Source organism: Gottschalkia acidurici 9a (genome assembly GCF_000299355.1).
Taxonomy (GTDB): Bacteria; Bacillota; Clostridia; order Tissierellales; family Gottschalkiaceae; genus Gottschalkia; species Gottschalkia acidurici.
In genome coordinates this window covers 66,403-88,377 of sequence record NC_018664.1, presented here as the reverse complement: position 1 = coordinate 88,377, position 21,975 = coordinate 66,403, and the positions used below count along the sequence as shown (strand labels likewise).

The 21,975-nt window shown below is 30.6% G+C and carries 20 protein-coding genes and 2 riboswitches; of the genes, 2 read left to right on the top strand and 18 right to left on the bottom strand.

What is annotated here, in order from left to right; genetic code table 11:
• Window positions 1–4 precede the first annotated feature (4 nt).
• From CURI_RS00400 to thrC, 14 genes are all read right to left on the bottom strand, one after another.
• On the bottom strand, window positions 5–1,441 hold the full coding sequence (locus CURI_RS00400; protein ID WP_144275974.1) for a HAMP domain-containing sensor histidine kinase: 1,437 nt from the start codon (window positions 1,439–1,441) through the stop codon (window positions 5–7).
• Window positions 1,410–2,111 (bottom strand): response regulator transcription factor, encoded by a 702-nt coding sequence (locus tag CURI_RS00395; protein ID WP_014966299.1) that lies wholly within the window; start codon window positions 2,109–2,111, stop codon window positions 1,410–1,412. The genes CURI_RS00400 and CURI_RS00395 overlap by 32 nt, the downstream gene beginning before the upstream one ends.
• 66 nt (window positions 2,112–2,177) lie before the next feature.
• The gene (locus CURI_RS00390; protein ID WP_014966298.1) at window positions 2,178–3,482 is read right to left on the bottom strand and encodes an FG-GAP repeat domain-containing protein; all 1,305 of its coding nucleotides are present in this window, start codon (window positions 3,480–3,482) and stop codon (window positions 2,178–2,180) included.
• A 98-nt stretch (window positions 3,483–3,580) separates the two neighbouring features.
• Window positions 3,581–4,444 carry a lipoyl synthase gene (gene lipA / locus CURI_RS00385; protein ID WP_014966297.1) on the bottom strand — a complete coding sequence of 288 codons (864 nt, stop codon included), beginning with the start codon at window positions 4,442–4,444 and terminating at the stop codon, window positions 3,581–3,583.
• Window positions 4,445–4,446: 2 nt separating this feature from the next.
• Window positions 4,447–5,121 carry a lipoyl(octanoyl) transferase LipB gene (gene lipB, locus CURI_RS00380; RefSeq protein WP_014966296.1) on the bottom strand — a complete coding sequence of 225 codons (675 nt, stop codon included), beginning with the start codon at window positions 5,119–5,121 and terminating at the stop codon, window positions 4,447–4,449.
• Window positions 5,122–5,180: 59 nt separating this feature from the next.
• Window positions 5,181–6,644 carry an aminomethyl-transferring glycine dehydrogenase subunit GcvPB gene (gene gcvPB, locus CURI_RS00375; RefSeq protein ID WP_014966295.1) on the bottom strand — a complete coding sequence of 488 codons (1,464 nt, stop codon included), beginning with the start codon at window positions 6,642–6,644 and terminating at the stop codon, window positions 5,181–5,183.
• 1 nt (window position 6,645) lies between these two features.
• Window positions 6,646–7,992 carry an aminomethyl-transferring glycine dehydrogenase subunit GcvPA gene (gene gcvPA, locus CURI_RS00370; protein WP_014966294.1) on the bottom strand — a complete coding sequence of 449 codons (1,347 nt, stop codon included), beginning with the start codon at window positions 7,990–7,992 and terminating at the stop codon, window positions 6,646–6,648.
• Window positions 7,993–8,113: 121 nt separating this feature from the next.
• Window positions 8,114–8,494, bottom strand: coding sequence for a glycine cleavage system protein GcvH (gcvH, locus tag CURI_RS00365; protein WP_014966293.1), 381 nt, complete (start codon window positions 8,492–8,494; stop codon window positions 8,114–8,116).
• Between the two features lie 111 nt (window positions 8,495–8,605).
• Window positions 8,606–9,718: a glycine cleavage system aminomethyltransferase GcvT gene (gcvT, locus tag CURI_RS00360; RefSeq protein ID WP_014966292.1), complete on the bottom strand. Its 1,113-nt coding sequence runs from the start codon at window positions 9,716–9,718 to the stop codon at window positions 8,606–8,608.
• Window positions 9,719–9,851: 133 nt separating this feature from the next.
• Window positions 9,852–9,929, bottom strand: a riboswitch (glycine riboswitch).
• A gap of 3 nt (window positions 9,930–9,932) precedes the next feature.
• Window positions 9,933–10,034, bottom strand: a riboswitch (glycine riboswitch).
• Window positions 10,035–10,150: 116 nt separating this feature from the next.
• A complete protein-coding gene (locus CURI_RS00355; protein ID WP_014966291.1) occupies window positions 10,151–10,591 on the bottom strand; it encodes an RDD family protein in 441 nt (146 codons plus the stop codon).
• A gap of 12 nt (window positions 10,592–10,603) precedes the next feature.
• Window positions 10,604–11,578, bottom strand: a complete 975-nt coding sequence (sppA, locus tag CURI_RS00350; protein ID WP_014966290.1) for a signal peptide peptidase SppA — start codon at window positions 11,576–11,578, stop codon at window positions 10,604–10,606.
• A gap of 26 nt (window positions 11,579–11,604) precedes the next feature.
• Window positions 11,605–12,051, bottom strand: a complete 447-nt coding sequence (locus CURI_RS00345; protein WP_014966289.1) for an ACT domain-containing protein — start codon at window positions 12,049–12,051, stop codon at window positions 11,605–11,607.
• A gap of 25 nt (window positions 12,052–12,076) precedes the next feature.
• On the bottom strand, window positions 12,077–12,961 hold the full coding sequence (gene thrB / locus CURI_RS00340) for a homoserine kinase (RefSeq protein ID WP_014966288.1): 885 nt from the start codon (window positions 12,959–12,961) through the stop codon (window positions 12,077–12,079).
• A gap of 18 nt (window positions 12,962–12,979) precedes the next feature.
• Window positions 12,980–14,458 (bottom strand): threonine synthase, encoded by a 1,479-nt coding sequence (gene thrC, locus CURI_RS00335; protein WP_014966287.1) that lies wholly within the window; start codon window positions 14,456–14,458, stop codon window positions 12,980–12,982.
• A 261-nt stretch (window positions 14,459–14,719) separates the two neighbouring features.
• On the opposite strand from thrC, the gene CURI_RS00330 reads away from it, so the two are divergent.
• Complete coding sequence (locus CURI_RS00330; protein WP_051003926.1) at window positions 14,720–15,961, top strand: homoserine dehydrogenase; 1,242 nt, start codon at window positions 14,720–14,722, stop codon at window positions 15,959–15,961.
• A gap of 103 nt (window positions 15,962–16,064) precedes the next feature.
• Window positions 16,065–17,303 (top strand): aspartate kinase, encoded by a 1,239-nt coding sequence (locus CURI_RS00325; RefSeq protein ID WP_014966285.1) that lies wholly within the window; start codon window positions 16,065–16,067, stop codon window positions 17,301–17,303.
• Window positions 17,304–18,331: 1,028 nt separating this feature from the next.
• On the opposite strand, the gene CURI_RS15160 is transcribed toward CURI_RS00325, so the two are convergent.
• The 4 genes from CURI_RS15160 to CURI_RS00310 all read right to left on the bottom strand — a co-directional run bounded on the left by CURI_RS15160 (window position 18,332) and on the right by CURI_RS00310 (window position 21,195).
• Window positions 18,332–18,478 (bottom strand): cyclic lactone autoinducer peptide, encoded by a 147-nt coding sequence (locus CURI_RS15160; protein WP_014966284.1) that lies wholly within the window; start codon window positions 18,476–18,478, stop codon window positions 18,332–18,334.
• A gap of 4 nt (window positions 18,479–18,482) precedes the next feature.
• The gene (locus tag CURI_RS00320; protein ID WP_014966283.1) at window positions 18,483–19,067 is read right to left on the bottom strand and encodes an accessory gene regulator ArgB-like protein; all 585 of its coding nucleotides are present in this window, start codon (window positions 19,065–19,067) and stop codon (window positions 18,483–18,485) included.
• A gap of 104 nt (window positions 19,068–19,171) precedes the next feature.
• Window positions 19,172–20,491, bottom strand: coding sequence for an ATP-binding protein (locus tag CURI_RS00315; RefSeq protein WP_014966282.1), 1,320 nt, complete (start codon window positions 20,489–20,491; stop codon window positions 19,172–19,174).
• Window positions 20,485–21,195 (bottom strand): LytR/AlgR family response regulator transcription factor, encoded by a 711-nt coding sequence (locus tag CURI_RS00310; RefSeq protein ID WP_014966281.1) that lies wholly within the window; start codon window positions 21,193–21,195, stop codon window positions 20,485–20,487. Before CURI_RS00310 ends, CURI_RS00315 begins: the two co-directional genes overlap by 7 nt.
• Window positions 21,196–21,975 lie beyond the last annotated feature (780 nt).

The window sequence follows — 21,975 nt, the reverse complement described above, 5'->3', positions numbered from 1 at the left end:
AATATTAACTTTCAGTAATCAAAGGTAAAGTTATAGTAACAACTGTACCTACGTTTAATGTACTTTCTATATCTAGTGTTCCATTATGCAACTTTATTATTTCATCACATACTGCTAGCCCTATACCACTTCCCGACTTTTTACTTTGTCCTTTGTAGAACTTTTCTTTTACTTTTGGAAGATCCTCTTCATTTATTCCTGCACCTTCATCTTTTATCTTAATTATTACATTCTCTTCATCTGAATATATATCTACATAAACTTTTTTGCCGCTATCAGTAAACTTAATTGCATTATCTAATATATTTATAAATACTTGTTTTAATCTATTTTGGTCTGCCATTATTTCTGGAATCTCTTCTTGATGAGTATATTCTAACGTTACTCCATCTTTTATTCCTCTAAGCTTAGTTATGTGAACTATATCACTCAACTCACTTACTATATCTATCTGTTGCAAATGTAGAAATATTCTTCCGCTTTCTATTCTTGAGAAGTCTAATAATTCCTCTACCATTTGTGCTAATCTAGTAGTTTCTTTTATAATTATTTTAAGTCCTACTTCTGCTTCATACTTATCTTCTAGACCTCCAGTAAGTATAGTCTCTCCCCATCCTTTTATTGAAGTTAAAGGAGTTCTTAGTTCATGTGATATTGAAGATATAAATTCATTTTTGAGCTGAGTAGTTTTAACTATTTCTCCCGCCATGTAATTTAGAGTATCCGATAACTCTCCAATTTCATCGTTATACCGCTTCTCTACCCTCTCTGAGAATTGACCCTGAGCCATTTTTTTTGCTACCTCATTTAATTCGTTTAACGGATTTATTATTGATTTACTAAATATCATACTCAGCACAAGCATTAAGAAAAGCATTATAAATATAAATATAAGAGAGCTTGCTATTAGAATTTTAATTACGTTATCTGTCTCTTCTAGTGATGTTATATATCTTACTACCCCTACAACTTTATTTTTTCCTTGCTTTAATGGACTAGATACACTCATTATTTTTTCCCCGGTCTCTTTATTAATTCCAGTCCAGTTTGAAGATTGTCCTTTTATTGCACTTTTATAGTCTCCTGTAGTTACTTTTTCATACATTACAAACCCGCTAGAGCTCATAACTATATTTCCTTCTGTATCTATAATTTGAAGTTCTAATTGCTCTTTATGAGCAAAATCTTTAACTAACTGTTCTGCTATATTACCTACTGTATCTAGTTTATTATTTAAATATTTATTATAAAAGTCTGTGGCTGTATTAACTTTATTAGATAAATTTTGTGATATGCTATCGTAATAATAGTTTTTTATAAATATGATAAATGCGCCCTCTAGTAATAAAAGTACACTTGAAATTATAAGTATATAGTTGTACACCCATCTTCTTTTTATTCCTTGCAAGCTAATCTTCTTCCTTTCTCCATCTATATCCATATCCCCAAACAGTTCTTATATATTTCGGATCAGAAGGATTATCTTCTATCTTTCTTCTAAGTCTTCTAATATTTACATCTACTATTTTAGGATCTCCATAGTAGTCTTTTCCCCATACACTTTTTAATATCTCTTCTCTAGTTAATGATTGATCTTCATTTTCTATAAAAAGCTTCATAATCATATATTCTATTTGAGTAAGATCTATCTCACGATTATTTTTTAATATTACTCTAGCTGAAGTGTCTATAGTAAATGGACCTGAAGATGCATTTTTCATGTCATTACTTTTACCTTTGAGTAGGTCTACTCTTCTAACCAATGCATCTATCCTAGCAGTTAATTCTGCTGGACTAAATGGTTTTAATATATAGTCGTCCGCTCCCATAGAAAGACCACTTATCTTATCTAACTCCTGTGCCTTTGCTGTAAGCATTACTATTCCCATAGTTTTGTCTTTATCTCTGATTTGTCTACAAACTTCAAATCCATCAATTCCTGGTAACATGACATCTAATACTGAAATATCTATATTTTTTTCTGTAGAAATTATATCTAATGCTTCTTCTCCTGTTGCAGCTTGTAGTACTTCATAACCAGCCCTCTTAAGATTTATAACTATAAAGGCCCTAATATCATCTTCATCTTCTAATACTAATATTCTAGACATTCCTAAACCCTCCTAGCCTATCGCTCTAAAATTTTAAAGCTTTCGATTATTTTATCAACTTCTTCACTAATTTTTTATTTTTTCTTTCTTAATGTCATCTCCTAAAACTATGAAGTAATTCTTATCTATGTCCTCTAAAATCTTCACAGGCTCTTCTTTATTTTTACTATGATCTTTTCTTTTAAGTCCTTCATCTGTATATATATATATTGTAAATAGATGATATCGCTTAGGTTTTTCACTATTATCTCTATAGTCTACTTTAATCCATTCTTCATCACTTATAATGTTTGTATCCTTTTTTGAGTTAGTTACAATAATATTTTCTCTCCATGTCAGTGGGAAGTCAAAAGAAAAATTTGAAATTTCATCATAATAGTTTATTTTCTTCAGTACTATAGACTTATCACCATCCCATGAATACCACTCTGTTAACCAGCTAGTAGGATTTTCAATTTGTTCATCATTTCGTTTTTGTACCTTTGGAATAGCAAATTCCATTATTCCATCTTTATCTATATCTTGAGGTAGTACATATTCTATATTAGGTACTTTTTCACTTTCTATAAAGCCACCTTCTACTACATTTACTAAACTATTATCCTCAGCTTTTAATATATATATTTTTAATAACTTATCAATACCTGTAGTGCTTATTACTACACCCTGAGTATTTTCGCCTATATATCCTTCTTTTATAGAGTTAATCTCAGAGATATTTTCAAAATTTACTTCATCCATCATTTCTACTTTTCCTTGATTATACTTATATAGCTCTCCACGCACTTGCTTTTGTTCTTTATTCGATTTTAAAAGAATGGTTTCAGCTAGTCCATCATTATTTAAATCTTCTACTACTAAATGCTCATACGTACTTTCAAGAAGCTCATCGATATTTCCATTTTTAAAACTATATATATTTAAATTCTTAGATAAAGAGTATCTTACCTTAGATCCTATAATTATATCTAAGCCACCATCTCCATCTATATCTTTAAAAAATACTTTATCTAAATCCTGTCCTAATATTTTGAGCTCACCCTTATTGTTCCATTTCTTATTTTCATTTTTTAAAATTAATGCCCTTAATGGATTTTCATCTAAATCTAAATTATAAAAAATGATTGCCTCTCTCTTTCCATCCCCATCTAAATCTAAAAACTTTATAGCACTTGGTTTATCATTACTTGGAGGAATAACTAGTTTTGCATTCTGAGGTAAATACTCTTGTAGTGCTACTTTAACTTGTTCCCTGTTACTTTCCAGTTTAGGAGGTCTCATCAAATCTTCTGGAGATCCATTAATAGAACATCCTGAAACTATGGTGGTAAGGATTGATAATATGACCACTGAAAAAATTCTTTTTATCATTTTATTTCTCCTTAATTTAAATTTTCAAGCTGTTAAAAGAAAAGAGAACCTTTATTCATAGTAAAAGATTCCCTTTCCTTTTAACACACCTTTGTTCTTTACTTAGCAGCCTCTAGCATATCAGCAGCTTTATAAGAACTTCTAACTAGTGGGCTAGATGCAACAAATTTAAATCCTAGTTTAAGCGCCTCTTCCTTATATTTATCGAATTGTTCCGGAGTAATGTATTCCTTTAATTCTACATGTTTTGATGATGGAGGTAAGTATTGTCCTACAGTTAAAAAGTCGCAGTCTACTTCTCTTAGATCCTTAAATAGCTCTATAACTTCTTCCTCAGTTTCTCCAAGACCAAGCATTATTCCTGATTTTGTGAATATCTTGGGATTTAATTTCTTAATATTTCCTATAACATCTAAAGATCTTTTATATATAGCCATAGGTCTTACCTTATCATATAAGCTAGGAACGGTCTCTACATTATGATTTATTATATCTGGGTTAGCATCTACTATTACTTTAAGATCTTCTATCCTTCCCTTAAGATCTGATATTAATACTTCTATTATTATATCATTATTTCTTTTTCTTATCTCTTCTATTGTCTTAGCGAAATGTCCTGCACCACCGTCTTTTAAGTCATCTCTTGTAACACAAGTAATAACAACGTGTTTTAGTCCTAATTCTTCTGTAGCTTTAGCTATATTTTCTGGTTCATTAGGATCTGGTTCTTGTAGTTTTCCATGTGTAACGTTGCAAAACTTACAGTTTCTTGAACATTCACTTCCTAAAATCATAAATGTAGCAGTCTTTTTACTAAAACATTCTGCTCTATTAGGACAGTTAGCGGCTTCACATACAGTATTTAAAGATAGTTTGTTTAGCAATCCCTTTACATATCCTAAGTTTTGTCCTTTTCTCTTTTCTATTCTAAGCCATTCTGGTTTTCTTTTTAATTCTGCCATGACTATACCTCCAAATCATCTATAGTTACTTCTTTTATACTAGTGTAATTAAATATTTCTATAAAGTATCTTAATAGGTCTGACTTTTCTTGTTCAAGATCTACTTCTTTTCCTGTGAGTTTTTCAACAGTAGTAACACCTCTTCCTTGTACTCCACAAGGTACTATAAGATTGAAAAAGTTTAAATCAGTACCCACATTAAATGCAAAACCGTGCATAGTAACCCATCTCTTCACAGCCAATCCTAATGCCACTATCTTATTCTTATCAACCCATACGCCATTATTTATATTATCTCTTATCGCAATTATACCATATTTTTCATTTAATAACGCTATAAAAACTTCTTCCAATTTAGATACAAAATCTTTTATTCCCATTTTCTTTTCTTTTATATTTATTATGGGATATCCTACTATTTGACCTGGCCCATGATAGGTAACATCTCCACCTCTATTTATTTCTACCAAATCTATTCCATTCTTTTTTAGATGTTCACCTGAAACTAATATATTTTCTTTATGAGCATTTTTTCCTAGAGTTATAACATGGGGATGTTCTACCAATATTAATGTATCTTTTATCTTATCTTCTTGTCTTTTTTTTAAAAGATCAAATTGAAGTTCCAAACTTTTTTCATAATTATATTTTCCCAGAGATAGTACATTTAGTTCCATAATTATCCTCTTTTCTAAAATAAAAAAGGGGCCAATCATTTACGATAGCCCCTGTTTTATTACTTTGTATATTTTAGTATTAGATCTTTTGCCGCTTTAGCTTCGTCAACTCTTCTTACTTGTGTAGTAAACGGTGCGTTGTGTAGTTTGTCTGGATCTTCTTTAGCTTCTTTAGCTATTGTGATTAATGTTTCTATGAATCCATCCATAGTTGCTTTACTTTCTGTTTCAGTTGGTTCGATCATCATTGCTTCGTTTATTATTAATGGGAAGTAAACTGTTGGTGGGTGGTATCCAAAGTCAAGTAATCTCTTAGCTACATCCATAGTTGTAACTCCTGTTGACTTGTCTTGTAGTCCACCTAATACGAACTCATGTTTACAAACTTGGTCGATTGGTAAATAGTAATCTTCTTTAAGTTTGTTCATCATGTAGTTTGCATTTAATACAGCTGATTCACTAGCTTCTCTTAATCCTTCAGCTCCCATAGTTAATATATAAGTGTATGCTCTTACTAATACACTAAAGTTTCCGTAGTATCCTTTGATACTTCCTATTGAGTTAGGTCTATCATAGTCTAATACGAATTTGTCATCTTTTTTCTCTATAACTGGAGTTGGTAAGAATTCAACTAAGTCTTCTCTTACTCCTATTGGACCTGCTCCTGGTCCACCACAGCCGTGAGGTGTTGACATAGTTTTGTGTAAGTTATAGTGCATTACGTCAAATCCCATGTCTCCAGGTCTTACTTTACCCATGATAGCATTCATGTTAGCTCCATCATAGTAGTTTAGTCCACCTGCTTCATGTACTAAGCTAGTTATTTCTTTTATATTTCTTTCAAATAGCCCTAATGTACTTGGGTTTGTAAGCATTAGTCCTGCTATTTCTTCTTTGTTTTCTAAAGCTGCTTTTAAGCTTTCTACGTTAACTGAACCATCTTTATTTGATTTTATTTCAATTATATCAAATCCAGCAACTTGAGCTGAAGATGGGTTAGTACCGTGTGCTGAATCTGGAACTATTATTTTAGTTCTTTGAGTATCTCCGTTTTTCTCATGGTATGCTTTTATAACTAAAAGTCCTGTATACTCTCCATGTGAACCCGCTGCTGGCTGAAGAGTTGTTCTTGCGAAACCTGCTATTTCAGAAAGTTTCTCATCAAGGTTATACATAACTTCTAATGCACCTTGTACTGTATCTTCTGATTGATATGGATGTATGTTTGTAAATCCGCTTAATCCAGCCATATCTTCATTTATTTTAGGATTGTACTTCATAGTACATGATCCTAGTGGATAAAATCCTGCATCTAGTCCATGGTTTTTGTTTGAAAGGTTAGTAAAGTGTCTTACTACTTCAAACTCTCCTACTTCTGGTAAGTCAATTTTACCTTCATTTAGATATTTGCTAGGAATTATATCACTTAATTCAACTTCTGCAACGTCTAACTGAGGTAAACTATATCCTTTGCTACCTTCTTTTGACACTTCAAATATTAATTTATCGTATTTGTTCGCCATGTTATAACACCTCCATAGCAGATACTAGCTTGTCGATTTCTTCTTTTGTTCTCTTTTCAGTAACAGCTAGAAGTAAACCGTTTGCAAGTTCACTGTAGTCTTTACTTAACTCATATCCACCTAGGATGTTTTCTTTAAGAAGTCCTTCGTTTACTTCTTTAGCACATTTATCGCTAGTTACTGCGAACTCTTTAAAGAATGATTGACCTGGGAATAGAGGTTTGTATTTACCGCTCTTAGTTAACTCGTTAAATGCATAGTGTGCTTTTTGAGTAGATTGTAATGCAACTTCTCTAAGTCCTTCTTTACCCATAGTTGTAAGGTAAATAGTAGTCATAATTGCATTTAATCCTTGGTTTGAACAGATATTTGATGTAGCTTTGTATCTTCTTATGTGTTGCTCTCTTGCTTGAAGAGTAAGAACGAAAGCTCTGTTTCCATCAACATCTTCTGTTTGTCCTACTATTCTACCTGGTATCTTTCTAACTAATTTAGAATTAACCGCTAAGAAACCTATATGAGGACCACCAAATGCCATAGGGCTACCTAAAACTTGAGCATCTCCAACTACTATATCTACGTTCATGTCTTTAGGTGATTTTAGTACAGCTAAAGATATTGGATCTGTGTACATTATTAATTTTGCTTTTTTAGCTTGACGAGTTATTTTTTCTACTTCTTCAACATCTTCTATGATACCAAAGAAGTTAGGGCTTTGTACTATAACTCCTGCTGTGTCTTCATCAACTAAAGATTTTAGTTGTTCAAGATTAGTAGCACCATTTTCAGTGTCTACTTCAACTATTTCTAAGTTTCTAGCATGTAAATAAGGCTTTAGAACTTCTCTAGTTTCAGGGTTTACTGATTTAGATACTATAATTTTATCTTTTTTCGCATCTGAACAAGCTAGTATTGCAGCTTCTACACAAGCTGTAGGTCCATCATACATAGACGCATTAGTTACGTCCATACCAGTTAAGTTACAGATCATTGATTGGTATTCAAATATGATTTGTAGAGTTCCTTGACTTATTTCTGGTTGATAAGGAGTGTATGCTGTATAGAACTCTGATCTGAATGCTAAGTGTTTTACTATTGATGGTATATAGTGATCATAAGTTCCTGCTCCTAAGAAACAAGTTAACTCTTCTGTAGTTTTGTTTTTACTTACAAGATCTTGCATGTGTTTTACTACTTCTAATTCTGACAGTCCTTTACCAATGTTTAAGTCTCCTTGGAATCTTAAATCACTAGGAATGTCACTGAATAGGTCTTCGATAGAACTTACCCCGATGCTATCAAGCATTTCTTTTTTCTCAGCATCAGTGTTAGGTATATATCTATGCATAGTTACACCTCCGTTTAAGATTTAATCATTACGTTTTATCTATATATTTAAGCACATTATAAATTCTTATCTTCTATCTTATTTCAATAGAAGATAAGAATTCTATATCTTATAATTTATATTATTCTGCACAGAATGCTTCGTATTTTGCAGCATCCATTAATGAATCTAATTCTGAAGCATCTGATAATTCAACTTTTACTATCCAGTTAGCGTAAGCGTCTTCGTTTACTAGTCCTGGTTCGTCATCTAAAGCTTCGTTTACTTCTACTATTTTTCCTGATACTGGTAAGAATGAGTCTGATGCAGCTTTAACTGATTCTATAACTCCGAATGCATCTCCAGCGTTGAACTCATCGTCAACTTCTGGTAATTCTACGTATACTATTTCTCCTAGTTGATCTTGTGCATGATCTGTTACTCCTATTGTTACTACGTTTCCTTCTACTTTTATCCACTCGTGGTCTTCTGAATATAATAATCCTTCTACTATTTTGCTCATTTTAAAATCCTCCTTAAATGTTTGGTTTGTATTTTTTTTTACTGCATAATCATTTTAGCAAATGAGTCGCTATAAGCGCAACTCTAACTCAACAAATTTATTATAACAGTATTATTTTGATTTATTGTGTCTTTCTAAGAACTTTCTGCTTATAACTTTCGCTTTAGCTTTTTTCTTTCTTATAACTATTTCTAATTCTGTTCCTAATTCAGTATATTCTATATCAACCATAGCCATACCTATAGTTTTTCCTACTGATGGAGCTGCATATCCAGTTGTTACATATCCTACTTCTTTACCATTTACTTCAACTGGGTATCCGTGTCTTGGAATTCCTTTGTCTACTAATTCGAATCCAACTACTTTTCTTTTTAATCCTTCTTCTTTTTGTTTTTGAAGAGCTGCTTTTCCTATGAAGTCGCTTTCTTTATTCACTTTAACGAAGAAACCGTATCCAGCTTCTAATGGTGAATTATCTTTTGTTAATTCATTTCCATAAAGAGGTAAGTTAGCTTCGAATCTTAATGTATCTCTACATCCAAGTCCTGCTGGTTGTATTCCAAATTCTTCTCCAGCTTCAAATACTGCTTCCCAAACTTTAATTGAATCATCATTTGCAAAGTATACTTCGAATCCGTCTTCTCCAGTATATCCAGTTCTAGATACTATACATTTTACTCCAGCTACGTCTACATCTTCTTTGAAGTGGAAGAATTTTATTTCATCTAAATCAAAGTTAACTAATTTTTGAAGAGTTGCTTGAGCTTTTGGTCCTTGAACTGCTACTTCTGATATTTGTGGTGAGCTATCTATAACTGTAACATCAAATTTAGAAGCGTGTTGGTTTATCCATTCAACGTCTTTATCTATGTTAGCACCATTTACAACTAATAATAAATCTTGATCATTACGTTTGTAAACTAGTAAGTCTTCAACTATTCCTCCGTCTTCATAACAGAAGTAAGTATATATAACTTGACCGTCTCCTATTGAATCTAAATCATTTGTCATTAAATATTGAGCAAATTTAGACGCTTCTGGTCCTTTGATTTCGATTTCTCCCATGTGAGAAACATCGAATACACCTACTGCATTTCTTACTGCTTGATGTTCTGCTACAAGTCCTAGTCCTGCGAAGTCACTTGATAGTTCCCATCCTGCGTAATCTACTAATTTACCACCGTGTTTTTTATGCATTTCATAAAGAGCTGTTCTTTTAGCCATTATAATATTACCTCCTTATATTTTTGTGTATTTTTAGCCCACTCTTCTGTAATTATTATGTAAATACAGAATTTCATGCTATGTTATAAAAAAAGGAATATAGAGGCGCGTAAATTAAGCTGCCTATATATTCCTCTGTTTTCAAACCTGAGAGCTTCTACACATAAGTGTATTTCTCCTTCGGTGTCGATTTACATCGATCTCTTCAGAGACCCATCCAATAGCGTTCCTTTTGCCTGAAAGTTTCTATAAAAGTTGGCATACTTTTATATTGCTTCTTCGGCTATCTCCAATAGATATCTCACACTATCTTCATCTGGTTCTATATTACATTTCTTATTTCACCATTATCTTATAATATATCTTTTATATTTTCAACTATTGTTAATTTATTAACACGCTTATTTCAATCCTTACATTTAGGTCAAGATACTACTCTTGAACTTCGATCATATGCTTACAAGTTAGTTCATCTATAAAAACTACATATGTATCGCTTATACTATCATGCCAGGTCTGTTTTCGAGGACTGAAACCACACCATATATACCCTAAGTGAAGTCCTAAAAGCTGAGATATAAATCTGCCAATTCCCTCACGATATACAAGTGTTATCCAGTCTAACTCTTTATTGTCTATTCTAACTACTTTTATTCCCATAATCATTTTTCCCAGAGTTTGACCTAGCAATTTAGTCATTACTGTAAAATATATAAAGCCAATTATACCAATAGATACCATACTTATGCCTAAGAAAGGAATCTCCTTAGCATAACCTCTTAATATTATTCCGGATATTGATACAATGGTTAAAATATCTATCATATAAGCCAAAAATCTAGTCCAAAATCCTGCTAATCTATAAGTCCTCATGATTACCACCCCTTATTGAATCCATAAATACATTAGCTTTGGACGGTCTGATTTCGTAAATTTATCTATTTCTATCATATTAGTTCCTAATGACTTATTATAGTATTTTGATACATAGCTAAATACAGTGTCAAATGCGGACCACTTAGGTTGCTTAAACTTAACGACTGTAGGATTATCTGCATTTGAAAGCTTAGCAGCACTAGATATAGCATCTTCCAAGTATCCGATTTCATCTATTAATCCTAACTCTTTTGCTTGTAATGCACTATAAATTCTTCCATCAGCTATTTCTAGCACTCTTTCCTTACTTAATTTTCTGCCTTCAGATATGACATCTACAAAGAATTGATAACTTTCATCTACTAAGGACTGTAATATTGCTCGCTCTTCAGGGGTCATCTCTTTCATAGGACTAAATATATCTTTGTAAGCCCCACTTTTTATAACATCTGTTTTTACCCCATAGTTTTCTGCAAGTTGGTGATAATTTGTCCCTTCCATTATAACTCCAAGTGAACCTGTCATAGTATTTCTATTTGCAACTATTTTATCTGCAGGTGCTGAAATATAATATCCTCCAGAAGCTGCAACCCCGTCCATATATACTACTACTGGCTTTTTATGTTCTTTTTTCAGCAAGCTTATTTTTCTATGAATTTCATCACTCTCTAATACTCCACCTCCAGGTGAATTTACTTTTAAAACAACTCCTTTTATACTTTCATTTTCAAAAGCATACTCAAGTTGTTTTAAAAATGTCTGATGATTATAATTAGTTCCAAGTCCTGCATATCCAGACCCAGTGTCTTGAATAATTCCGTCAACTTCTAACAGTGCTAATTGTTCAATCGAACCCTGAGTGTGTATCTCTTCATACCATTCTCCTTTAGAAGTGTAAATACTATTTTCTACACTACTAAACGCAGTATTTAAAATAAGTAATAGTATAAATACCCCTAATGCAACTAACCTTTTTTGTTTCATTTCACTCCCCCTTTGTATTGTTGAGACTACTCCATAGTAACTACTACTAGCTTTTGAACCCCTTCTATACTTTTTACTTCTTCTATTACTTCCTCTATACTTATCTTTATGTGACTAACATCAAAAGTTATGCTTACATTTGCCACATCATGTATAGGAATGTCTTGATTAATAGTTAATACATTCCCGCCGTTAGCAGATATAGTTTGTAATACATTCGATAATACCCCTTGCATATGACTCAATAAGAAAGATAGTGTAACTTTCTTACCCATAGATCTTTCATCTAACGTAAATACACTATCTTTATATTTGTAGAAAGTACTTCTACTTATTCCTACTTTCTTAACTGCTTCCGTTATCTCCTTAACCTCACCTGTTCTTAAAAGCTCTTTTGCTAATAATACCTTCTCAAATACATCAGGAAGTATATCTTTATCTATCACTAGATACTTACTTTCTATAGAATACATATTATACTCTACTCCTATCTTTAATCTAAACTTTCTTAAAGAAAGCTCCTTTATAGTCTATACTTAATTCTTTTATCTCCCATTTATTCTCCAATGTATCAAGAATTTTATTTATCTCTTTATAAGTTTCATTATCATCTTCTTCTACTGCTACAAGTATAGTTGGGCCTGCTCCACTTAGAAATACTCCTTTTACTCCGATATTTTTACAATGTTCAAGTATTATGTCATATCCGTCTATTAAAGCACCTCTATATTGTTGGTGTAATTTATCCTGACCACCTATCTTTAATAAATCAAACTCTCCGTTTTGTAATGCTGATATCATAAGTGCTACCCTTCCTACGTTGAATATAGCATCACTATGAGGAACAACTTTTGGGAGTACCGATCTAGACTTTTTAGTAGATAGTTTAAAGTTTGGTATAAGGGCTAAAAATTTTAATCCTTTTGCTATATTTACTTTACTATAATAAACTTTTTCGTCATATACGGAAGTAATCATTCCTCCAAATAGTGCAGGTGCTACATTGTCTGGATGTCCTTCCATCTCTGTTGCAAGTTCTAGTATTTTCTTTTTATTTAAGGGAGATCCAGCTAATTCATTAGCAGCTATTATTCCGCCTACTATACAAGTAGCGCTACTTCCTAATCCCCTTGATACTGGAATATCAGTTTCTATAGATATTTTTATTCCCTTTGGCTCATATCCTACTTTTTCAAAGCACTTAACCATAGACTGGTATACTAGATTACTTTCATCTGCATACTTCTCTTCGCAACCTTCTATTATTAATCCTGCCTCTATTTCTTCGACTGTAAACTTGTTGTAAATATTGAGTGCAATCCCTAAAGTATCAAAGCCCGGCCCTATGTTAGCACTTGTTGCTGGTACTATAACCTCTATCATAAATTTTCACCTAACTTTTTAATATTTTTTTATAGCTTCTTTTATCTCATCCTTATTGCAAACTGTTTTGTGTAAGATTTCTCTAGTTTCTAAATCCTTTATAGAATTTGGTATTATTAGTCCAGTCTTGTTAGATAGTTCTTTTATAAGTTCAAAGTCATTCTTACCTTCTATCTCTATTCCTAATGAATCACTAACACTTCTTGTGAACTTAAATGGACTCGCTGTCGAATCTATTATTGTAGGAGTATTGTCTCCTGTTTCATCTTTATATTTTTCATATACAGAATAAGCTACCGCAGTATGAGTATCCATTACATAATCTGTACCTTTGTATACTTTTGATATTGCACTGTGTGTTTCCTCTTCCGTTGCAAAGTTACCATAGAAATCCTTTAATCCAACTTTTATTCTATCCGAAACTTCATATATACCATCTTGTGAAAGTTTATCCATAAGTTCTTTTAAATTCTCATCATCTTCACCGCTTAATTCATATAATAGTCTTTCTAAGTTACTTGAAATCAATATATCCATAGATGGTGAATTAGTAAGCTTTAATTCCCTTCTTCTATCATATACACCATCTTTAAAGAAGTCTGATAGTACATTATTCTCATTAGATGCACATATAAATCTGTTTATAGGTAAGCCCATTTTTTTAGCATAAAAGGCTGCTAATATATTTCCAAAGTTTCCTGTAGGAACTACTACGTTTATTTTATCTCCTTCTTTTATCTTACCACTTCTTAAAAGCTCTATATATCCGTGGAAGTAATATACCACTTGTGGAACTAGCCTTCCTATATTTATAGAATTCGCTGAAGATAATACATATCCTTCACTATCTAAATCTAAATTAAATTCTCTATTGTTAAAGGCTTCCTTTACTCCACTTTGAGCATCATCAAAGTTTCCTTTTATTCCAACTACATAAGTGTTTTTTCCTTCTTGAGTTATCATCTGTCTTTCTTGCACTTCGCTAACTCCGTTTTCTGGATAATAAACTATTATCTTTATTCCATCTACATCTTTAAATCCTTCTAGTGCAGCTTTCCCAGTATCTCCAGAAGTAGCTGTAAGTATTACTATCTCTTTTAAATAGTCTAATTTTGTAGCTGATGTTTTTAATAAATAAGGTAGTATTGAAAGTGCCATATCCTTAAATGCTAATGTTGGACCATGAAATAACTCTAAAAAATAAGCTCCTGACTTTTCTACTATTGGTGCTATTTCTTTAGTATCAAATTTTTCATCATACGCACTATTTACACAGTCTTTAAGCTCTTCCTCGCTAAAGTCTGGAAAGAATTTATTTATAATATAGTATGCTAATTCTTGATAGTTCATTTTAGATAATTCATTTAAGCTCATATCTATTTTTTCTATATATGAAGGTACATATAAACCTCCATCATTTGCTATACCTTTAACTATTGCTTCTAGTGAATTTACTTTTTCACTGTCTCCTCTAGTACTTTTATAATATAAACTCATATCTATTACCTCCGAGTATTTTTTTAAAAATATTTATAAAACCTATTGATTAATGTCTATTATATGATATAATGTTTTTCAGTGAAACACAAGTGTTTTTTATACAATTACACTTTGAAATATTTAAGTAGTGACTAAGCGGGGTTCATTTGCTTTGATATATAAAGTTTAATTAACGAAAACTATTTAAAAGTGGTTATTTTATGCGCTAGGTTTTTAATATCGGATAATAAATTATATACGAAAGGGTGGTTATTGGTAATGGTTAAGGTTGGTTTATTAGGTCTGGGAACTGTGGGTTCTGGGGTTTATGAAATATTGAGAGATAAAAAGGAAAGCTTAAAAAAAGCTACTGGAAAAAATATTGAGATATCTAAAATATTAGTTAGAGATAAGAGCAAAGATAGAGGTTTAGGTGTAGATCCTAGTATTTTAACTGAAAATGTGGATGACATTTTAAACGACTCTAGCATAGATATATTAGTAGAAGTTTTAGGTGGTATAGAACTACCTTATGAATATATCATTAAGTCTCTTAGAAGTGGTAAACATGTAGTTACAGCTAATAAAGCAGTTATCTCACCATACTTAGATGAACTTCACAAATTAGCTGATGAAAATAACGTAGGACTTTTATATGAGGCTAGTGTTGCCGGCGGTATACCTGTTATAAAAGGCCTTAAAGACATTATAAAAATAAACTCTGTTTCTAATATAAAAGGGATATTAAATGGAACTACAAACTTCATATTATCTAAAATGTATGATGAAGATTTAAGTTTTGATGAAGCTTTATCTCTAGCTCATAAATACGGATATGCTGAAGCTGATCCAACTGATGATATTGAAGGTTTCGATGCTGCTAGAAAAATCTCTATATTAGCATCTTTAGGATTTGGAGCTCATGTAGGTTTTGATGATGTTGTGTGTAGAGGTATAACTTCTGTATCTGCTTCAGATATAAAAAACTTTAAAGATTTATCTCTTGTACCTAAACTTATTGGGAGTGCCACTATTGCTGGTAATGAATGTTCGGCTTCTGTAGAGCCATTACTTGTAGATGATTCTGCTCCTTTTGCTAGTGTAAAAGATGCTTTCAACATCGTTTCTATAGAGGGAGACATAGTAGACGAGCTACAATTCTATGGTAGAGGTGCTGGTAAAAATCCTACTGCAAATGCTGTAGTTACTGATATACTAGATATAGTTCTTGAAAACTATAAAGAGTATAGCTTTACTAACAACACTGATATAAAACCAAGTGGTTCTAAATTATTTAAAGGAAATTACTATATGAGAGTATCCAATGTAAATAGTGATAAGTTATTAAATAGTATTAATGATATTGGATTAAATCATAAGGTTATATCTTCAGGACACGAACTAGTTATATTAACAGAAAAAATAGATTCTGAAAGTATGGAGTCTATGATAGCTAAACTTAATTTACCAAAGGGAAGTTTCTGCTATTTAAGAATCGAAAGCGAGAACGTTAATATATAACATCGTAATAAAAATATATTATAGAAGGGAGTGAATCCCGTTAGTAAAACTTTTGGCAAAATCAAGTGCATTGAACAAATAGGTTTTGCATAACGGACTTTAGATGGAAAATATAATAGTTCAAAAATATGGTGGAACATCCGTAGGAAATGTGGAAAGAATATTTAATGTAGCAAAGAGAATTATTAAAACTAAAGAAAGTGGTAGTGATGTAATAGTGGTGGTTTCCGCTATGGGAGATACTACTGATGAACTTATAGAGAAAGCAAAGCAAGTAACTCTAAATCCATCTAGTAGAGAGTTAGATATGCTTGTTTCGACTGGAGAACAGATATCTATATCACTTCTATCTATGGCCATAAACTCTTTAGGGCACAAAGCTATCTCACTTACTGGACCTCAATGTGGTGTTTTAACTACAGGTAAGCATAAAAATGCACGTATTAAGGAGATTAATACTCAAAGACTTAAAAGTGAACTGAGTAAAGGAAACATAATTATAGTAGCTGGTTTCCAAGGTATAAATGAAAAAAACGATATAACTACTCTAGGTAGAGGTGGATCTGACACTTCGGCAGTTGCTATAGCATCATCTATAGGAGCTAAAAAGTGTGAGATATATACAGATGTTGATGGTGTATATACTACAGACCCTAGATTGGTTAGTACAGCTAACAAAATAGATAAGATTAGCTATGATGAGATGTTAGAATTAGCAAGTTTAGGCGCAGGTGTTCTTCACCCAAGAGCCGTAGAATTAGCTAGAAAGTATAATATGCCTCTTATAGTTAGATCTAGTCTAAATGATAATCCTGGGACAGAAATTGCGGAGGTGAATTCTATGGAAAAAGCGATAGTAAGTGGTGTGGCACTAGATAAAGATATAGCTAAAGTATCAGTTATAGAGGTTCCTGATAAACCTGGTATAGCTTTTAAGGTATTCTCTGCTTTAGCTTCTAATGGTATATTCTTTGATATGATAATACAAAACGTAACTAGAAATTCAGTAAATGATATTACTTTTACTGTCAAAGGTGATGAACTTAACGAAGCTTTAGACGTTACAAGAAAAGTTGCTGAAGAAATAGGAGCTAAAGAGGTACTATATGATAGATCTGTAGTTAAGGTATCTATAGTAGGTACTGGTATAGCTGGAAGTGCAGATATAGCATCTTCTTTCTTCCAAACTCTATACGATTTAGGAATAAATATCGGTATGATAAGCACATCTGAAATCAAAATCTCTTGTATAATAGAGGAAGGTAAAGGTGTTGAGGCTCTTAATGCACTTCATAGTAAATTTGGACTAGATAAAGTGTCTGGAAAAAATAAAGCTGTTTAATTAGAGGATAAAAAATGTTTCTTGCAAAGACACCTAGCAAGAAACATTTTTTATTAAGAAAAATATAATGATTTCTGTGATATCCTGTGAAGTAGCTTTTTATTCTATACTATTTAGTTCACAAAGTTATTGATATCATATTTTTACTATAATGTAGCCCCACCCCTTATGAAAGTTGTTTCATCTTACTTTAGTCTTAATAAGACTAAAAATGAATTTTATAGTAATAAACCCTTATCCCACATATCTAGGATAACATTCTATATTTATTTTTCAATATATTTAGTACAACTAGTCTTCTCTTAAGTATAAATGGCTGGTTGTTACACACCTTCACATATGGTTAATTGGTACTTAATTTGATAGTAACAAATTATTGTAATCGTATGGTTTAATATCTTTTAATAAGAAAACTGTACTTCCATTTATACTGAAAATATATAGCTATACTGATATCTATGATTAAAACAAATACTTTTCACATTGATATGATTTAGAAGTAAATCAAGATTTAAAAGAGCTCTAAAGGATTTAGGTATAACTACTGCAAACATTATATTAGAAAGCAACTTTAGAAGGTTGGTTTCTAATATAATGATTTAATAAAGTGATTAAATTCTTGACTCCAACTCGTGAACTACTCTCATCTACAGGAGTGTGAGCTCCTTGGACAATACTACCAATGTAGCAATCCTGTCCGAGATACCTTTATTATTCCAACAGTTATAATAATACCAGTTTCTGTTCTTGGCTAGAACCACCACAATAGGCGATTATATAGCGATGCTTGTGTAGGTCAAGGCTTGGTTTTCGCTCACTACACAAGGGCGAATGCTTGAGTATTTTATGCTATAGAGCATTTCCTATAGCAACTCCATATATTCAATTTTATAAATACATCGAGTATTTACTGAATTGATGTTAGCCGTCTCCCATCTATAGAAAATGAGAGAGTCCAAATTAGATTTTAAATAAAATAAAAGATTTCCCAACTTATATATAGTAAGGAAACCTTCTATTTTATAATATTAATTAATCTTTTTAAATTTTCTAACTCCTTCTGGAACTTTAGGTTGATGCGATATCCAAGTAGATGTCGTATTTGCAGATAATGATACCGCGAATGCTGATATAGATCCAACATATTTTAGTATAGAAGTTAAATATTTTTTCATATCTTTATTCCCTCCTTATTTTTTTTATAATTGCTAAAATTAACATTATAAAAATCCACACTAATACAGACGCTGAATATAATACATATTCATAAATAGGTTTATATTTTATACCCAATAATACAAATATGAGCACTATACTAGTTAAAAGTATAGCCACTTTTTTATAACTCTTTCTTTGTCTAGTACTTAGTGGATTGTATCTATGTTCAATAGGAGCTAAAAGACAAATTCCTATATAACTTATAAGGGTTGTACATATTATAACTTCATTAAGATTCATATAGCTTAATTTATCTAATGTAATTATATTAATTGAAAATATAAATACAAATACTAACAGACAGTTTCTATAACTATTTGCATGATACCCACCCGTAAATTGTCTTATTGGACAGTAACAAGTTAAAAATAACAAAGTTTGAACAAACTTGCCTACTATCAATCCTAATAACAATATAACCGATATATTTATTATAAAAGCTAACAACGTTTCAAATCCATATGAGTACACTTCATATTCTTCATCATTTATTGCATCATTGGAAACTAAAAAAGATGTTACTTTATTAGCACATGATTTAATCATTTTCTTCTCCTTTAAATCTTCTCATGCTTAAGATAACATCATCCATTAATATCTTCAATGTATTTTGTACAACTGGTCATTTTTTAGGTATAACTGGTTAACTTTTATTGCAACGGAATATATATATTCATAATAAATTTGTCTTTTTTGTGTTCAATAGCAATTTCTCCATTATACTTTTCAACCGAACTTTTTATACTAATTATTCCTAATCCATGTAAAAAAGAATCTCTTTTATCAGTTATTACTTTATTGCCTTTCATAATAACATTATTAATTTTAGAATTTTCAACTTTTAGGACAAAAAATTTATTAACTATGGTGCCTCTGATTTTTATGTATTTGACTATAGTTTTGCTATCTATCTTTTCACAAGCTTCTATTGCATTATCTAATATGTTAGAAAATATACTGCATACATCTACCATATCTATAAAATCGCACATCGAAAAGTTAATATCTGAAATAAACTCTATACTATTTTTATCACAAATTGATTTCTTTTCATTTAATATAATATCTAGAATCATATTTCCTGTCTTGTAAATATCTGCACAGCTACTAATCTCTTTATTTATACTATCAATATATTTTTCAATTGTATCATCATTAATATGTATATTTTGTATACATATAATATGGTTTTTTATATCATGATATAGTTTCCTTACCTTCATCTGATTATCTTGTAACTTTAAATAGTACTCATATTTAGTATTTATTTTCTCTTTAATTATTTTATTTTCAATCCTTAATTTACTATCTTTCATAATTCTATATACTATTATTACTAATGATATATTAGATAATAGTAGTAAAGATGACATAATAAACATTATTATATTTTGAATAAAGTTACTTTCTTCTTGCTTAAATGAATATATAAAGATCGCAATAATACTTACTATATTGGTTATAATAGGAATACCTACATATACCAGCTCTCTTTTTTTAATATTTAATTGTACTCTTTTTAGATTAAATTTTCTAAATATAAAAGTTAAAAACAATAAGAATAACTTAGATATTATGATAAGCTCCAATCTAAATATATTTTCATCTAATAATTTGTTTAAATCGTGCATAGAGTTTATTATGGTTACAATACTAGCACTTATAATGTCAATCCCTAAAAATAGCATCCAATATACTAAGGAAACAATAGTACTTTTTAAAGTTGTAACTTCATAGTTAAATATATAAAATACAAATCCTAAGATCATTCCTATAAATAGCTTTATATTAGATTCCATTTTTAAAAAGCTAAAAGTCGTTATTATTAAAATAAGTGTGCTAAGAGATACATACAACGTTATTTTATCCTTTTTTAAAATGCTGATTTTATTTAATATGAAGTTAAATACAAGCCATTCTATAGATACAGAGATTACAGTAACAATACCCCAGGGCAAGCCATTTAACATATCATCTCACCTAATACATAAGCTAATTTGGTTTTGAAATCTCTCATTCTATGTCTACTAACTGGTACTTCCTCATTGTTAACTATGACTGAATCTTGTTTTAAATTCTGTATATGTTTCATATTAACCAAGTAACTTTTATGACATCTAAAAAAATTATACTTAGATAAATTTTTTTCCATACTTTTCAAAGTCATTTTCAATTTATATTTTGTCTTTACCGTATTAATAGTCATATCCTTTCTTAATATTTCTATGTATGTAATATCATCTACTAAAATTTTATGCATCTCACCTTTTTCCTGAACAAATATATAGTTTTCACGATTTTTTATAATTTCACTTATACATGACAGCATATGCTTTTTTAGTTCTTTCTTATTAATTGGTTTTAATAAATACCTGTAAGCCCTAACCTCATAGCCATCTTGTATGTAATCTACCAGTGAGGTTATAAATATTATTTCTACCTCATTATCAAACTCTCTAATTTTTCTTGCAACATCCATGCCTGTAAGTTTGTCCATCAGAATATCTAATAAAATAATATCTATATCCTTTTCATAACTTTTAAGTAACTCTTCCCCTGATTTAAATTCTATAATCTCATACTGTTTATTTGTGTATTTAAATATGGTGTCTAGATATTTTTTTAAAATAGTTCTATGAATCTCTTCATCCTCACATATAGCTATTTTTATCATAGTAATACCTCCTACCTTTAATTTAATTAAATAAAACCATGTTTAGAAAATATTTGAATGTTTAGCCATATTATATATATAATTTGCTTATACTTCAATATTTGAATGTATATAGCTATTGTAATCACGAATTGCGCCTTGCTATAGATAGTAAGTATTCACTAGTTTAGCTTAACATCATAAACTTATGACTTAATTAATATTTATATTAATGTTTTTTCGTTATATATATATATAATTTCTCATCTAAAATAAAAAAAGAGCATAGAAATCGACAACTAAAAAGCTGACCTTTTGCTCCTTTAAGAAATATTTTTTTGATTGTCTGGTTGTTCTTATATTTATTAGTTAAGATATGGTTTCTGCTACGACTTTTAAATTTTTTAACAGTACTATATATTTTTCTACTGTCTCTTATAACTAAACCAACTTAGATTCTGTAAGTTGACCATTTGACATAGTTAATCCTTTTTTAAAAAAGGGTACACAAAATAATATCTTCAAGTGGCACTTTTCTTCTTCTCGTAAAGCTCTTCGAATTATCTAGAGGAGCATATTTACTCATAGTGTCTGAATTAACCGTTTTTCCAATTTTTTTCCTTATAACGATTAACCACTTAACTGCTCCCAAACTTATTTTGACGTAAATATAGAGAAAAGGAAGCCTAATAAACATTAAGTGATTTATCAAGTTTTCTTAAGTATATGATGTTACCCATAGCAGGTGGTTTTCTTTATAAAATAATAAAATTAGGATATCAGATTGATAGCCTAATTTAA